The sequence below is a fragment of the Acinetobacter sp. AOR43_HL genome (genome assembly GCF_027854635.1).
In the GTDB taxonomy this organism is placed as follows: domain Bacteria; phylum Pseudomonadota; class Gammaproteobacteria; order Pseudomonadales; family Moraxellaceae; genus Acinetobacter; species Acinetobacter pittii.
Genome location: NZ_JAKTHX010000029.1, coordinates 596652 through 612552 on the forward strand (window position 1 = coordinate 596652; position 15901 = coordinate 612552).

The 15901-nt window shown below is 37.4% G+C and carries 13 protein-coding genes; 7 read left to right on the forward strand and 6 right to left on the reverse strand.

The genetic code is table 11. The features are described 5' to 3' along the window. Positions 1–108: 108 nt before the first annotated feature. Positions 109–1218, forward strand: coding sequence for an S-(hydroxymethyl)glutathione dehydrogenase/class III alcohol dehydrogenase (locus tag MKL33_RS14730; protein ID WP_270907253.1), 1110 nt, complete (start codon positions 109–111; stop codon positions 1216–1218). Positions 1219–1275: 57 nt separating this feature from the next. On the opposite strand, the gene MKL33_RS14735 is transcribed toward MKL33_RS14730, so the two are convergent. The 6 genes from MKL33_RS14735 to MKL33_RS14760 form a co-directional block, all read right to left on the reverse strand. Then, positions 1276–2253, reverse strand: a complete 978-nt coding sequence (locus tag MKL33_RS14735; RefSeq protein WP_130119193.1) for a DUF4882 family protein — start codon at positions 2251–2253, stop codon at positions 1276–1278. A 104-nt stretch (positions 2254–2357) separates the two neighbouring features. Beyond that, the gene (locus MKL33_RS14740) at positions 2358–3371 is read right to left on the reverse strand and encodes a fimbrial protein (protein ID WP_069031244.1); all 1014 of its coding nucleotides are present in this window, start codon (positions 3369–3371) and stop codon (positions 2358–2360) included. Next, positions 3368–5929 (reverse strand): fimbria/pilus outer membrane usher protein, encoded by a 2562-nt coding sequence (locus MKL33_RS14745; protein ID WP_130172652.1) that lies wholly within the window; start codon positions 5927–5929, stop codon positions 3368–3370. Before MKL33_RS14745 ends, MKL33_RS14740 begins: the two co-directional genes overlap by 4 nt. A gap of 55 nt (positions 5930–5984) precedes the next feature. Beyond that, positions 5985–6719 carry a fimbrial biogenesis chaperone gene (locus MKL33_RS14750; RefSeq protein WP_162897226.1) on the reverse strand — a complete coding sequence of 245 codons (735 nt, stop codon included), beginning with the start codon at positions 6717–6719 and terminating at the stop codon, positions 5985–5987. 87 nt (positions 6720–6806) lie between these two features. After that, complete coding sequence (locus tag MKL33_RS14755; RefSeq protein WP_000731824.1) at positions 6807–7340, reverse strand: fimbrial protein; 534 nt, start codon at positions 7338–7340, stop codon at positions 6807–6809. A 478-nt stretch (positions 7341–7818) separates the two neighbouring features. After that, positions 7819–8109 (reverse strand): hypothetical protein, encoded by a 291-nt coding sequence (locus tag MKL33_RS14760; RefSeq protein ID WP_270907254.1) that lies wholly within the window; start codon positions 8107–8109, stop codon positions 7819–7821. 1194 nt (positions 8110–9303) lie between these two features. Between MKL33_RS14760 and MKL33_RS14765 the strand changes: the two genes are divergently transcribed. The 6 genes from MKL33_RS14765 to MKL33_RS14790 are packed head-to-tail and all read left to right on the forward strand — an operon-like array spanning position 9304 to position 15900. Further along, a complete protein-coding gene (locus MKL33_RS14765; RefSeq protein ID WP_000060708.1) occupies positions 9304–10362 on the forward strand; it encodes an ABC transporter substrate-binding protein in 1059 nt (352 codons plus the stop codon). A gap of 13 nt (positions 10363–10375) precedes the next feature. Further along, positions 10376–11086 (forward strand): class II aldolase/adducin family protein, encoded by a 711-nt coding sequence (locus MKL33_RS14770; protein WP_000209266.1) that lies wholly within the window; start codon positions 10376–10378, stop codon positions 11084–11086. A 33-nt stretch (positions 11087–11119) separates the two neighbouring features. Then, positions 11120–12313: an LLM class flavin-dependent oxidoreductase gene (locus MKL33_RS14775; protein ID WP_270907255.1), complete on the forward strand. Its 1194-nt coding sequence runs from the start codon at positions 11120–11122 to the stop codon at positions 12311–12313. Positions 12314–12323: 10 nt separating this feature from the next. Next, positions 12324–13898, forward strand: coding sequence for an ABC transporter substrate-binding protein (locus tag MKL33_RS14780; RefSeq protein ID WP_270907256.1), 1575 nt, complete (start codon positions 12324–12326; stop codon positions 13896–13898). Positions 13899–13903: 5 nt separating this feature from the next. Then, complete coding sequence (locus tag MKL33_RS14785; protein WP_167563603.1) at positions 13904–15055, forward strand: ABC transporter permease; 1152 nt, start codon at positions 13904–13906, stop codon at positions 15053–15055. Then, positions 15052–15900, forward strand: a complete 849-nt coding sequence (locus tag MKL33_RS14790; RefSeq protein WP_167563602.1) for an ABC transporter permease — start codon at positions 15052–15054, stop codon at positions 15898–15900. The genes MKL33_RS14785 and MKL33_RS14790 overlap by 4 nt, the downstream gene beginning before the upstream one ends. Position 15901 lies beyond the last annotated feature (1 nt).

Below are 15901 nucleotides of genomic sequence, written 5' to 3' on the forward strand. Positions count from 1 at the left end.
TGTCATGAAAGCCAATTTTAATTTAAGCAAAATTAAGCTCTTGTATTATCAATATATAATCTATTTTGCTCGACTATAAATACCGAATGATTTAAAGGAAACCCAAAGATGAAATCTCGTGCAGCTGTCGCCTTTGCCCCAGGAAAACCTTTAGAAATTGTTGAAGTTGATGTTGCACCACCTCAAGCGGGTGAAGTTTTAATAAAAATTACCCATACAGGGGTATGTCATACCGATGCTTTTACATTATCTGGCGATGATCCAGAAGGTGTTTTTCCTGCTATCTTAGGTCATGAAGGCGCAGGTGTTGTGGTTGAAGTGGGTGAGGGCGTAACAAGCGTTAAACCTGGTGACCATGTGATTCCACTTTATACAGCTGAATGTAAAGAATGCTTATTCTGTAAATCTGGAAAAACTAACTTATGTGTTGCGGTACGTGCTACTCAAGGTAAAGGTGTAATGCCAGATGGCACCACACGCTTTTCATATAACGGCGAGCCAATTTACCACTACATGGGTTGTTCAACTTTTAGTGAATATACGGTAGTTGCAGAAGTCTCTTTGGCTAAAATCAATCCTGAAGCAAATCACGAACAGGTTTGTTTACTGGGATGTGGGGTGACTACTGGTATTGGTGCCGTGCATAACACAGCAAAAGTACAAGAAGGTGATTCAGTTGCTGTATTTGGTCTAGGCGGTATTGGTTTAGCTGTTGTACAAGGTGCACGTCAAGCGAAAGCAGGGCGCATTATTGTCGTAGATACAAATCCAGATAAATTTGAACTTGCTAAACAGTTTGGTGCTACCGATTTCTTAAATCCAAAAGATTATGATCAACCTATTCAGCAAGTGATTGTAGAAATGACAGGCTGGGGCGTAGATCATTCATTTGAATGTATTGGTAACGTCAATGTTATGCGCTCGGCTCTAGAGTGTGCACATCGTGGTTGGGGACAATCCGTTATTATTGGTGTTGCTGGTGCAGGCCAAGAAATTTCGACACGCCCATTCCAGTTAGTTACAGGCCGTAAATGGTTAGGTACTGCTTTTGGTGGAGTAAAAGGTCGTACACAACTTCCTCAAATGGTCGAAGATGCTATGAAAGGTGAGATTCAACTTGAACCTTTTGTGACTCATACTATGCCTCTACAAGACATTAATACTGCTTTTGATTTAATGCATGAAGGTAAATCAATTCGTACTGTCATTCATTTCTAAATGAAATAAAAAAAGGGCTGTGATTCAGCCCTTTTTTACCACTTATAGGTTTATATCTTAAATGGCATTACCACACATGTCTGTTGTACCTTGAGGGTAGTTAAACTGTAGCGCATTACGGTCAGTAATCAGTTCATTTGACAACTCTTGTCCAAATAATTGTTCAGCATCTATTGATATAGCACTTGAAGCAGAAAAACTTATATTCTCAAGTGGGGCAGGTAAAGTAGATTTATATCCCTGATCAACACCATTTATAATAAAGCCAACTTGCTTAATGTTCTGATTAATATACACACCTAATCTTTGGTATCCATTTGCATTATTTGTCAGCTTCTGACCTTTATAGTATGGATGGTCGGGGCCGCTATTATCTCTAAGCCGATAAGCTATATTATAGCTTAATTTAGTAGGATTCTGACCAAAATCTGGATCATAAGTGCCCATATCAAACCAATAGTTGGATCTAACTGTATAGCCATTATTTGTTACGCCATTAAAACCAATGGCAGAGGAGTAATAAGCAGAATTACCAAATGATGAGTTTCCAAGAGCTGAGATTGGAAGCTTAAGCTCCATTTCAAATGCAATAATACCTGTGTGAGGTAATATGAAATCTCCAATGTTATTGGATGAATGAAGACTAGCTTTACTTTTAGCTACATACTCTACAATACCATATTCATTTTCTGGTATAGGCTGATCCACTTTAAGACTAAATTTTTGGCCAATTATCAATGGGAATTTTTTCATAGACCAATAATCAGAGTGTTCATTATTCCAAAGATCATAATCTTCTTGAGTTGCATCAAAATTGTATTGGCAGACTGGGGCAGAGGAATTAAGGGAATTCGTTTGAGCCAAGAGGATTTGAGGCGCTAATTTTTCATTCTTTACAGTTGATGAAAAGTTTTTAGATCCGGCTTTTTTGCTTGAATCATTATGTGTTACTGTATTGGTATTATCAGGATATACATCATATATAGCCCAACATAATGTAATTGCACTAAGAGTAACTATACCTATTTTTTTCATAAATATTCCTATCAAATTAAGTATTAACTTTTTATAAAGTATTGATAAAGTAAAATTTATTATTAATATTTAAAATTATTATGTTTATAAACTATTGAATATGATTAATCATATTCAATAGTTACAGTGGCCATTGCACGAACTTTACCAGGCGTAACATTTGCTGCAGTTTGATAGTATCGAGCTGTTAAAGGAACATCATATTGAATGGTTTGATTTGATTGTACGGTTCCCAATTCTAGTTTATTACCTACGCCAATAACCTGATTCTTATTTTGATAATTCCATACAAGTTGAACTCCAACACCATTTGCTTTAGTTGTATTTGGTTCAAGATTTTTTAAAACTTGAGTATTAGTGCCGTCTTGTTGATAATCAAAACTCAAGCTAATAAGGTTTTTTTCTTCATAACCCGTTGGGTTTATACCGCCATTACACAGAATATTTAGTTCGAAGGATTGGTCTCCTTGAGTTGAACCAACACCTTTAAAACCTGCCTTTGTAACCGTTGGCAGTTGTACCTGTTTATTAATAGCACCACGCCATTCACAAGAAGACGAAGCGATAGTAATTGCGTTACCATATACGGTACTGGTTAAGAATGGACGATCACTTCGGTTTCCAGCATAATAACTACTATAAACACCAGGAACTAAAGTTCCGGCTCCAGTACTTTCAGCTGTTTTCACAATTTCTACAACGAAATAGCCTTCTGCAAGATAAAAGCGACTGCTTGGGACACGACGAGTATAAGGGTAGTAACCAGAGAAATTTCCAGCATTAAATGCTTCACGATAGAGACGAATACCAATTCCTGGGATATTTGTTGAATAGATACTATCCCCAAGTGAACTAATTGGGTAATTTTGTAATAACTGTGCCGTCAACATATCCGAAAGACTACAGGTATAGTAGGTATAAGAATCTGGTCTGATCTCAAAAAGTGATTTAACTAAAACTTTACCCACAGGGTCGCTTGGTCGAACTACAACTCGTCCAACCCTCATAGGAACATCAATTGTTTTGAAGCCCGAACTAGGTGAACACGCAGCTTGAGTCGCCGTATTAATACAAAAACCTACTGCGACTAATGCACTGTTTAAGAGTAATTTTTTCATTTGCAGACAGCCTCAGTCATTACCATGCTTTGTTGCTTATTTTGCAACTGATTACTAATGTTGTACTCAACCGAACAACGTTCATTGCTTTCATCGCCCCATTTTACATAGAGACTATCTTGAGCAAGTGGGGTACGTAAGTAAATCATACTACCTTGTGCAACAATACCTACAGCTTCATCTTTTTGATTAAAGACTTGAGCGCCAAACGGTAAACTGTTGCCATCAGCAGTTTTACTATTAATGTAGACTGCATAACCTGTCTTAGTCGCAAAATCTACTTTAGCAATTGCGCCAGCAAAAGGTGCGATACGTTGACTAGTTTCTTCAAGCTCTACTTGGCTCGACATTTCTTGTGGGTCAAGCGTAATATCGTTTAGGCGATAAGGTGTTACATACGGGATAACCGCATAACCAGCCTTATTAACGCTTAAACCAACAGTATTATTAACTTTTGCTCCAGCTGCATCAGGTGCATGTACAAGTACCATTGTTTGGCCTTGCTCAGGTCCAAATAAAATACCATCTGAATGTGCAACTACACTACCACTTAAGCTAACCATTGCTTGTTGGTAAGAATCAGCAATACTATAAGAGCCGCCAACAGTTGCATAGTTAGTACGATAACGACCATTAGCATTAAACGTTGGGTTTGCATAGTCTTGATGTGAAACAGAGGCACCATAACTAAAGCGATCGCCAACCATCCCACTTGCACCAACAGTACGGCTGTCTTCAGAAGCAGTAACGTTGACGTTGACTGAATTCTTCTTAAAGTTAATCGGGAATGAAAGCGTCATTAAATATTCAGTATCATGCGTCGCATCATTTGAACCGTACTCAACCTTACGGTTAATCGCAGATAAACCATAAGTTAAACCATGGTAGTTATTGCTATAACCAATTTGGTACTGTTTAGTACTTTCGCTACGGTTCCAATAGTCAACCCACGAACCCACGACATAGAAGTTACCCCAACCTTCAGGAAGTCCTTGGTTTAAAGTAATTTGGAATTCACTACGCTGGTGGCCCGAAGCCGCATAAGTGTTTACACCTTTTTCTTCTAAATCGCGAATAAGTAGAGCATCACGTAATTTATAGAAATTTTCTGTCGAGTAACGATATGCAGCAAGGGTTAAGTTTGTGTTAGTCGGAGAAATTAACTTACTATAGCTTAAACGGAAACTTTGCCCTGATTGTGATGACTGTTTTTCAAAGTCGGCTTCAGAGTGGGTCACATCTAACGCAACAGCACCAATTGGTGTAGCAAAAGCAGCACCTAACAATACAGCAGCATAATTTTCTGTAGCTTGTATGCCTGTATAACCTGTTAGGTAGTTGTTAATACCTTGTTGGTATTTACCCTGAACTACCCAAGGATTAAGGTCAATATCTTGATCTCGGAACTGACCTACAGTTAAAGAATAACGGTTTACACCTGGACGCAACATTTGTACAACTGAAGCATATGGAACCGAAAATTTTTGTACTTGACCATTTGCTTCAATAATAGAAACTTCTATTTCTCCACCAAAACCAGTAGGGTAAAGGTCATTAATCTCAAAATTACCTGGTGCAACAGTTGTTTGATAGATAAGTTGGCCTTGTTGACGAACTTCAACTTTTGCATTGGTTTTTGCATTACCACGAATACGTGGAGCATAGCCCAACATACTATTTGGTAGCATGCGGTCATCGCTTGAGAAGTCAATACCACGATACCCAATAGAGTCAAATACTTCGCCGTTTGTAAAACTATCACCTAGCGTTAAAACACCACGGTATTTAGGGAAGGCTCTTTGCAAGTATGTACTTGTTTCTTGATAATCTGATTTAGATTGGTTTTCAGCAGGTGTATCTTGCCACTGCCACTGGCCATTATGACGTAATTGCCAGCCAGCAATATTTAAACCGGCTGTAACGCCCATAAATGCGTTTGTTGTTTCGCTTTGATCATTCGATTGATTAAATGTTTTATAGGCACTACCACTATAAGATAGAAAACCAGCATTAATACCGCGATCCCATACGCTTGGGTCGACATAGCCTTGCGCATTTTTTTGCAAAGCAACTTGCGGAATAGAAATATCTACACGTAAACGAGAGGTATCAAATTCATAGAATGCATTTTCAACCCACTCTTCAATTTTATAACAACTATTATTTTCTTTTTGAAGGGTAGTGTGTTTAGACAAAACGTCTTGTTTAACGCCGTACTCAAGCAGGTTCATCCCTGTAAAACAGGTTACCGCATTTTTATTAGGGTCTAATGCTTTAAAGACCATACGACGTTTACCAAACCATTGACCATTTACATATACGTCAACGTTATATTCGCCTGGTAAAACAGGGTTTCCATATTTAAAACGAGAAATATCAACTTTCTGAGCATCCCCAATTAAAAAAGCAGAATCAAATTCAGCCTCTACTGGAGCACTCGTAGTTGTTTCTTCAGCATGCACGAATACAGGCATTGTCATTGTGACAACACCAGAAGCCAAGTAGTAACAAATATGGCGTTTTAATAATTTATAAGATTCTTGCCTTTTTTTTGGCATAGCTAAGTCCGCCTACACATATAGGTGCTTAAATTTATTAAAAAGATAAATCTGATTACTGAAATTTTATCGGGTGCTCAACGCGACCACCGTAGTCATTGACGTTAATAAAACTCATATCTTGAAGGTTGCCATTCTTAAGCTGAACTGACGCTTCAGAGAAAGGCTTAATCATTAGCCCCTGAGGTAATAAATCAACCTTTTTATCACCTGCCTTTTGGTAAACAGAAGTCATTGTGATATGAAAAGGGGTAGGATTTTTTACCGTTAAATTTTGACCAGATTTAATCCATTGAAGCTTATCTGATGCTAAATTCGCATCTTCTTTAATCGATGAAGGACGATAGAAGAATTTAATACGTGAACGAATTGCAAGTTGTAAGAAATTATCAGGCGTCGTATCTTCACTTTTTGAAGTAGGTCTTGGTGGAATATCTAAGATATTCAACCACAGAACTGTTTCTTGCTTCTGATTTAACTGAGAAGCATTTGGTAAAGCTGTAATACGAAGAGTCTGACTTTTCGTTGCTTCAACACGAGAAATAGGAGGAGCAATCATAAAAGGAACTTTTGATTGGTCCGGTGTACTTTTTGGGTCACCTTCGTCAATCCAAGCTTGGACAAGTGCTGGCTTTGAACCGTTATTGCTAACTTGTAGCGTAACTTCTCTAGCATCTGACGGGTAAATTACACGAGTGCCATGAATTACAATTTCTGCTTGAGTAGCAGGTGCAATAACTGCTGAAGCAAATGCTAAACCTAACAAAAAATTATAACTGTTCAATTTCATTTTCGAGTTCTCAACCAAGAAAGATTCAGGAAAGTGTTACACAAAACAGGGTTTCCATGCGGACATAGAAACCCCGCTATCAATTAATTATTGATAGATAATTGTGTATTGAACAGAAGTAGTTACTTTACCAGCAGTAGAAGCGCCAGTTGCATAGTATTCAGCATAGTAGTTAAGGTCAGCAGTACCAGTTGCACTTACATCAACCCATTGAGAATTAGCTTGAGCACCATTTGTACCCGCAGCAAGTACAGGTATGAAATTATTGTTACTACCTAAAAGTTGAACATTAACGTTTTTAGCGCCAGTAGCATCTGTGTTAATTAAACGACCAGTATTGAAGTCAACAGTTGCACCTGGCTCAAAGTATGTAGCTACTTTACCTTCAGAACATTTATCTAATTTAATTTGGAAAGGAGTACGACCAGCAACATTCCCAGCAGCAGCTAAAGTTTGTTTAGAAACAGTTGGAAGAGTAACTGTGAAATCTTTACCAGCTGGAGTAGCGATGTTACAAGTTTTGTCTGTAACTAAACCATTAATTGTAATTGTACCATCAGCAGCTTGAGCATTAGCAATCCCTACAACCGAAAGAGCAGCGATCAAAGCAAGTTTTTTCATAGTGTTTTCTCAAAAGTCTGGATAAAAGTTTATTTCCTTACTTTTCCAGTGTTTGACATCTTGAAAAGTAATGCGGCGATCTTAACACTTCTTAAACAAAATGCAAACTATATCACATTATTTTTTCATAATTTTAATTAAATCACGTTTTATATTTGAAGTTCAGGCCGACCATCAATAACCTATATTATTGTTTATGAAAGTTTTTTATTTTATAAAAAAGAAAAGCTATGAAGAGAAGAAAATTACATAAGTACACGATGTAAATAAAAAAGAATTAAACAAATTATGTGAAAAATAAGCTTAAATTCATAGAATACAATTATATAGAATAAATTATGCATATGTATACAGAAAAAATATACAAATAGTCATTTTTTATAAAAAAAGAGTGACTCATCAATCAATTCATCAAAACATGCGATGGATTCGACAAATCACTCTTTTATCAAACTTACTGCAAAAATAAGTTTGGATATTAATGGTAATTAATAAGCACGACTTTGTGGTTAGAACTTATGCTCTCAATGCTTGTGTCCATTTTCTCAGTATGTTGAGCTAATTTAAAAAGACTATCTTTATTTAAATATTCACTATCAAGTTTAATATTTAAATTATTTACCTCAACACATTCTATCTCGCTATGTTCTCTTGAACATGTATCTTCAACAATATTTCCTCTTATCATTATTGTGTTACTTGCATAACAAAATAGTGGGGAAGAGGAAAGCACCATCAAAACAAGAATTTTAAATATATTATTTTTCATTTTATATACCTATTTATAAAATAGTTTATATATATTTGATACCTTATTTTTAATTTAAAAACAATCATTAAGCTTTAAATAATAAAAAATCATTAATTTATACGTGATATAAATCACATTAAATACTTTAAATAATGTAATAGTTATAATTTCTAAAAATTTATTAATAATAAAACCACAAAAACAATATTAAGTTATTGTTATTTTTAAAAATTTAGAAAATAATGATTAATAAAAAAACAGGCTGCAAATTAAAAAATCATGATATACATTAAAATATTTAATAAAAATATAATTCATTTTTTAATTTATAATTTATATTTCAAAATTATTACTGAGAAATAAAATATAGATTTTAATAAAAATGTGACTAAATATACATTATTAAGCCAATCTGTAATTAAATTTGCTTTATATTGCGGATTTGAGCATATCAGAGCTAATAAATTAGAATTTAGCATAGACTTTAAAGATTTTAGGAAAATGGTGTAGCGAAATATAGTTTTAATTTCTAGGAGCTCTAGGTAGAGAAAAAGCTCAATAAAAATCAAACAAGCGATTATTAGCCAAACCTAATCATAATTTCTATTTAATTAGATTTTATGAATCCTATTTATTATCCATCAATAGCAACGTCAGACCACATAGCTAAAAGTACCGCAATAGCTAGAAAGAAATAAGCACTACAAACAAATGAAGGATAGCGTATGTTTAACTCAACTTGTTCCTTTTTGGTCTTATAAAATTCAATAACTTAAGTAATAAGGGTAACAAGTTGAATTATTTTTTTTAACTGAACTTGTTACCTTAATGAGCAGTAATATAACGATATTTTTAATGAAGCCTATGTAGAATTGATTTCAGTCCATAGTATTAGTGAGATGAGATAACTGATGTTTTTTTTATATATAAACATTGAATCCTTAGCTTTCTGATACTTATATCTAGAAGATAGTGTTCTGGCATCCTAAAAAAATCATTGAATTAAAAAAGTGGTCATAACAAATATATAGAAAGTTATATTTGTCTAAAATAATTGTTGATAAAACAACAGTGACATTGAAAAATGATGAAATATAAACATTTCCAATCCTGCTATGTTTGCATAAATAATTGAAAATAAATAATAAATTGAATTGGCATAAAAGCTGCTCAATGTAAGTGATGAAAGTGGAATTATCCTAAGGAATCCGTATGTCACTTGTAGTAGATAAAAAAGAAAATTCTAAAGAATTTGTAAAAAACATCCTGTCTGAAATTTGGGTCACTCGATGTCCAGTACCTACAGCAACAGGTATTTCATTAAAACGCGGTACTTTAGTTAAAAAGTTTGAAAAGCACGGCATTGATGTTGCCGTCTTACAAGATGCGCGTAAAGGTTTATCGGTTCATCATTTTGATCACCAATTACCAGCTCTGTTCCGAGAAGGTGGAAATGTACCTGCATTAGCTGCACGCTCTGAAGGCGCGCCAAGCCGACTCATTGGATTGACTTGGATTGATGAGTGGCAAGTCATTATTGTGCGACCTGATTCAGATATTAGCCAGCCAGAGCATTTAAAAAATGCGAAAGTTGCTTTACCAGAATATGCTGACAAACGTGCTGGTAGTATTTTTAGAGCCATGTCATTGCAAGGTATTCGTGGTGCTTTACAACTTGCCAATCTCACTTTCAGAGATGTGAATTTTATTGAAGTACCTGAGCGTGCCGGATCTAAAGAGAATCGTGATGCGAGTACATATTGGTCAGGTCTAGACGCATTAATTACAGGTGAAGTTGATGCTGTGTATGTAAAAGGAGCATCTGCTGTTGAAGCTGCAACTAAACGCGGCCTTAAAGTTGGAATTGATTTAGATAAATTTGAAGATGTGACTTCTCGTGTTAATAACGGCACACCTCGTCCCATTACCGTCCATGAAGATCTATTAGAAGATCATTTTGATGTGGTCGTCGATTTTCTTGAAGAGTTGTTTGATACCGCAGATTGGGCACAAGATCATTTAGATGAGGTTTTAGTCATTCTAGAAGATGAAACGATTGCAGGGGCAGAAAGTGTTGCGACAGCCTATCGAAATAATTTTCATAAGTCTTTACATCCGTCATTAAGTGAAGACCGTTTAGAGCTTTTAAAACAACAAAAAGATTTTCTTTGGTTGCATGGTTTCTTAGAGCGCGATGTCGATATTGAAACATGGGTTGATCATCGTCCCTTACTCGAAGTTTTAAAACGCCGTCAAAATAAAAAATTTTAAAGAGGATTTGATCATGACAACACTTATTCAAACGCCATTGTCTCGTGAACTCAACGATTTTATCGAATTGAACCGTGAAAAAGCTGAATTTGCTTTTGAAGTATTCCGTGAAACAAGAACAATTACTGCAAATGGAACAGTTAATTTTGTTGAACGTGGACCTGAAAATACCTTAGTTACTTTTAACTATGCAGGCCCGTGGTCTAAAGATAAAAAAAGCAAAGTATTGGTGGAGACCATTGATGGTGAAGTTTTATTGGGAAGAAAAAGTGCAGGTGGGCGCTATAACAAGCTTTTTAAAGAACATGCAGATGTCACCACAATATCTCATGTACACGCGCCGAATTTAGGCGCTTGGGCTCAAACCCATCGCACTTTACCGATTCGTTATGTGCCTGTTCAGCGCTTCCATTTGTTTAAAGAGTTGCCGATTTACATTGATCGCCGTCAAGCTGAAGTGGATTTTATTTTAGATCAACTCAAAGTTGATATTGAACATCGGGCCATCTTAGAAGCCAATGGCGGAGCGACTGTATGGGGACGCCAAGGACTACAGGAAACTGCTGAATTTATTTTATTGCTTGAAGAAGGTGCTCAAATTCAGCTGCTGGCTGAATTAGTCGGTGGGAGCCGAGAATACGGGCAAGGGGTTTTACATCAGCAATGGAAAATGAGCGGATTGACTGAAAAAGCAAAATCTCTGGGCTTACTTCCTCTGAATTAGATAAAGATTTAAAAAATAAAGATCGAGAATACTATGGCTGTAAAACTTTTATGGTATCTCACTTCTCCAGATGGACCATATCCTTGGTTGGAGTCTGGGCGGTGGGATACCGATTATGAACACTTACAACAGATTGCGATTACCGCAGATCGACTTGGTTTTTACGGTTCACTCATGGGTACAAGTGAGTATGAGACACTTGCTATTGCTGCGAGTTTAATTCCATTTACTGAACGTTTAAAGTTTCTGGTTGCCCAACATCCCGGAGAAGTCCAGCCAGCAGTTTTGGCAAAATATGCGCAAACTTTTGATGCATTTTCTAAAGGACGTTTGTTATTTAATGTCGTTAATGGAAATGATAAGGGGTTGGCAGCTTTAGGTATTCACTATACTCATGATGAACGTTATGACTTTAGTAAAGAATACTGGAATGCATTTCAACAAAACTACTTAGGTGATACCTCGGGATTTGAGGGCGAGTTTATTCACATTGCTCCACGCTTAGAGGGTGGATCTCCAATGTCCAAATGGCGTGGTCCAACTCAAAAACAAGGTGTTCCTTTGTGGGGAGCTGGAACTTCTGTCAAAGGCGTTCAGCATTCTGTTGAATTGTTAGATGTGTATTTAAGTTTTGCGAATACACCGTCATTACTTGGAGAAAAGTTTAGCAAGGTTGCGGCTGAGGCAGCAAAAATTGGCCGAACTTTAGAATTTGGAACTCGATTACAAATTATTGTTCGGGAAACAGAAGAAGAGGCTTGGCAATATGCTCAGTCGTTACTTGACAAAATTGATGTAAATTATGCAATCGAAGCTGTTAAACGACAGCTTCCTCCAAATGAAAGTTTTGAGAGTTATCAAAGTAACAACCCATCTATTCAAAAAAACTTAGAACAATTACGACAAGGGGTTTTGCCTCAAGCTAAAGATTTTGAAATTTATCCTAATGTTTGGACTGGCCCATCTTTATTTGGTTTCGATATTTTAAACCCAGCTGCGGGGACTGCCTTAGTGGGTAGTGCTGAAAATATTGCCAAACGGATTAAAGAATACGAAAGCTATGGTGTATCAGCCTTTATCTTGTCTGGTTTCCCTTTAATTGGAGAAGCCTATCGGGTAGCAGACTTATTGTTTCCATTATTAGAGCTTGATCATGGTTTTGAGTTACCTAAGCTAAATAGAAATTCATCCATTGATTCCCTCTTGAATCAAGAAATCGTGGTTTAAGGGAAACGGCATGAATAAAATTACACGTAGAGAACTCATTAAACAGACTGGATTAGGTGTTGGCGCATTTGCTGCAATTAGTCTTATAGGATGTTCTAAACCCGACTCTTCATCGTCTGAAAGCGCTGCTGCCGCTTCACCCCAAAATGATACGCCGAAAAAAGGTGGTGTGATCAAAATTGGAGTGATTAATGGGAACCAAGCAGGCAATTTAGATGCACATAAACCTATTGGTATGTCCAGTGCGTTTAGAGGCTGGCCTTTATATGCAAAGTTATGGGAATGGGGCAGAGATATTCAGCCAAAACTTGCCCTTGCTGAATTTGCTGAACCTAATAATGACGGAACGAAATGGACCATTCGCCTTAAAAAAGGACTCGAATTTCACCACGGTAAAACCATTACAGCCGATGATGTTATTTTCTCTTTACGCCGTTTGACCGACCCAAAACTTGCCTCGCCATTCGCAGCTTATCTTTATTCTTTGCAAAGAGATGCAATTAAAAAGCGCGATGAATACACCGTTGAAATTCCTTTTTCTCAAGGAAAGGGATTGGTTGCTTTACCAGAAGCATGGATGAGCTGGGGTGGTATTGTTCCTACAGATTATGACCCAGTTAAAAATGTAGTTGGTGCTGGTCCCTTTAAGCTTGAAAGTTTTACACCCGGCCAGCGTTCACGTTTTGTACGTTTTGAAAATTACTGGAAAGAAAATCAACCTTATGCCGATGCAATAGAAATTATTGATTTTAAAGATCAAACAGGGCGTCTTGCTGCTTTGCAATCTGGTCAAATTGATATTGCATCTGGAGTAAGTGCTGAGCATATTTCTTTAATTCAATCTAATAAACGGCTAAATCTTGTTTCATCAGAAACCGATGCTTGGCAATCATTTGATATGAATACGGCTAAAGCGCCGTTCAATGATCTTCGGGTACGACAAGCTTTTAGATTGATTGCTAATAGAGACGATTTGGTCAAACGTGCTTTAGCTGGGCAAGGACGAGTTGCAAATGACCTTTATTCGTTTAGTGATCCTGTATATGACCACAGTATTGCGCAGCGCAAGCAAGATTTAAATAAAGCAAAAGCGCTACTCAAAGAAGCTGGTTTTAATAATAGTTTGACTGTCGATTTATATACAGGCCCAGATAGCAATGCTGCATTAGTTTTTGCTCAACATGCTGCTCAGGCAGGTGTCATTATTAATGTTAAACAGGTTGAGGCTGCTACCTTTGCGGATGCAGTAAAACAAGATTGGGCATTTAGTACAGGCTCGAACGTTTCACGTCCTTTCTTATTAACAGTTTTGCAAATTGATGGACCAGGTGCGGCAAATAATAAAACTCGTTTTAAGAATGAGCGTTTTACGGAACTAGTGCATGCAGCATTGCAACAACCCGATTTGGAAAAACGAAAAGTTCTTGTTCATGAAGCACAGCATATTCAACATGAGCAAGGTGGTTTACTCATTTGGGGCTTTAATAATGTCCTTGATGCACATTCGAACCAAATTGGTGGTGTAACGCCTGATCGCACTGGTTTTGCTGCGTGGCGTACAGATGAATTCTGGCGTAGAGGGTAACCGATATGACAATTCAATCCAGCAAAATAGAAGCATCTATTCAACAACCAACAATTGCCAAGTCATTTGAATTTCCTGCATGGTTACCTTGGTTTTTGACACGTTTGGTGTCAGGGGTATTGGTTGTATTTGTTATTAGTCTCATTGTCTTTATTGCGACACAAGCACTTCCATCTGACCCGGCTCGTGTCATTTTAGGACCAGAAGCGCCTGAAGCGACGGTACAAATACTTCGTGAACAATTGGGATTAAATGATCCGATATTACTTCAATACTGGCATTGGTTGAGTCAATTGTTGCAAGGTAATTTTGGACGCTCGATTGATTCCAATGTGCCTGTTTTAGAAATTATTAAGAATTATTTTGGTAATACAGTTGCACTCACGAGCCTCGTGATTGTCGTTACTGTACCGATTTCAGTCGTGTTAGGTGTGTGGCTCTCGCTTCATCGCGATAGCAAACTCGATCGTATTATTGTCTCTAGCTCTATTGTGTTTAAAGCGGTGCCGGGGTTTGTTATTGCGATTTGGTTAATGATGTTTTTTTCAACATCGGTTTTACACATATTGCCAGCCGCATCGTTGCTGATTCCTAATGAGTCGCCTTATAGCCAACTAGAGTTTTTAATTTTACCAATTTTAACTTTAGCTTTATCACTCATTCCATATCTGATGCGTTTAGTACGTGGTTCCATGATTGATGCGCTAGAGTCAGAATATGTGACCTCTGCACGACTGCGTGGTATTCCTGAGCGCCGGATTATTTGGAAACATGTTTTACCTAATGCATTGGTTCCTCTGGTGCAGGGTACAGCATTGACCATACGGGTTTTGCTGAGTGGTGCGCTCATTATTGAGGTGGTTTTCAGTTACCCCGGTATTGGTAATGCGCTCAATGCAGCAATCGAAATGAGGGATATCCCGACCATTCAAGCAATCGTTTTATTGCTCACCATTTGCGTGGTGATTGTTAATTTAATTGCAGATTTAATCACGACTTTACTCACACCAAAAATACGAACTGCAAAAAGACATAAAGCACGTTCGCCAGGCCGACGTCAGGCATTACGTTTATGGAAGTCTGGCCGACCAATTACGGTAAAACCTGTCGATCGTCGCAATGCTTTAAAGAATATTCAGCAAGGAGGTGGGAAATGAGCTCACTTCATTGGTACCAAAGAAACTTTTTTCAAACATTAATTCGTGAAAGACAAGTACGTTTTGGATTTGTAGTCACAGCTCTAGTTTTGATTTTCGCACTGGTTGGACCGTTATTTGTTGCATTTGAGCCCACTGCATTGGTTGGCATGACTTATGGACCACCCGAAGGAAAATCATTTTTAGGTTATGACTATATTGGTCATGATGTTTGGTCACGTGTACTTGCTGGCGGTGCTTCAATTATCTGGATGACGCTGGCTGCTAGTTTGGTCGCATTAGTGATTGGTTCTAGTTTAGGCATATTAGCTGCTTTTGCCCGAAATAGGATTGATCAGTTCGTGACTTGGCTAACTGATGTTTTCATGGCCTTTCCGGATCTTATTTTGGTCTTACTTATTGTTTCGATGTTAGGTCGACAGCCTTGGCTCATCGTTTTAACGGTTTCAATTGCTTTTATTTCAGGAGTCGTGCGTCTTGCACGAAGCGTTGCACTTAATTTAGTGGAACAGGAATATATCGAAGCTGCCCGAATTCTTGGTTATTCAAAAACCTATATTTTATTTCGTGAAATTTTACCCAACATGTTGACGCCTTTACTTATTCATCTTGGGGTGATGCTGACATGGGCAGTGGGTATGTTATCTGGTTTGGCTTTTCTGGGTTATGGCGTGGCACCTCCAGCAGCAGATTGGGGGCTCATGATCAATGAAAATCGCGCTGGTTTATTAGTCCAACCATGGGCCGTGTTTGTTCCTGTAATTTTAATTGCTTTGTTTGCACTCGGAACGAATGTATTGGCAGAGGGCGTTGGACGTGCAGCAGCTCGGATTGAGGAAAAATAAA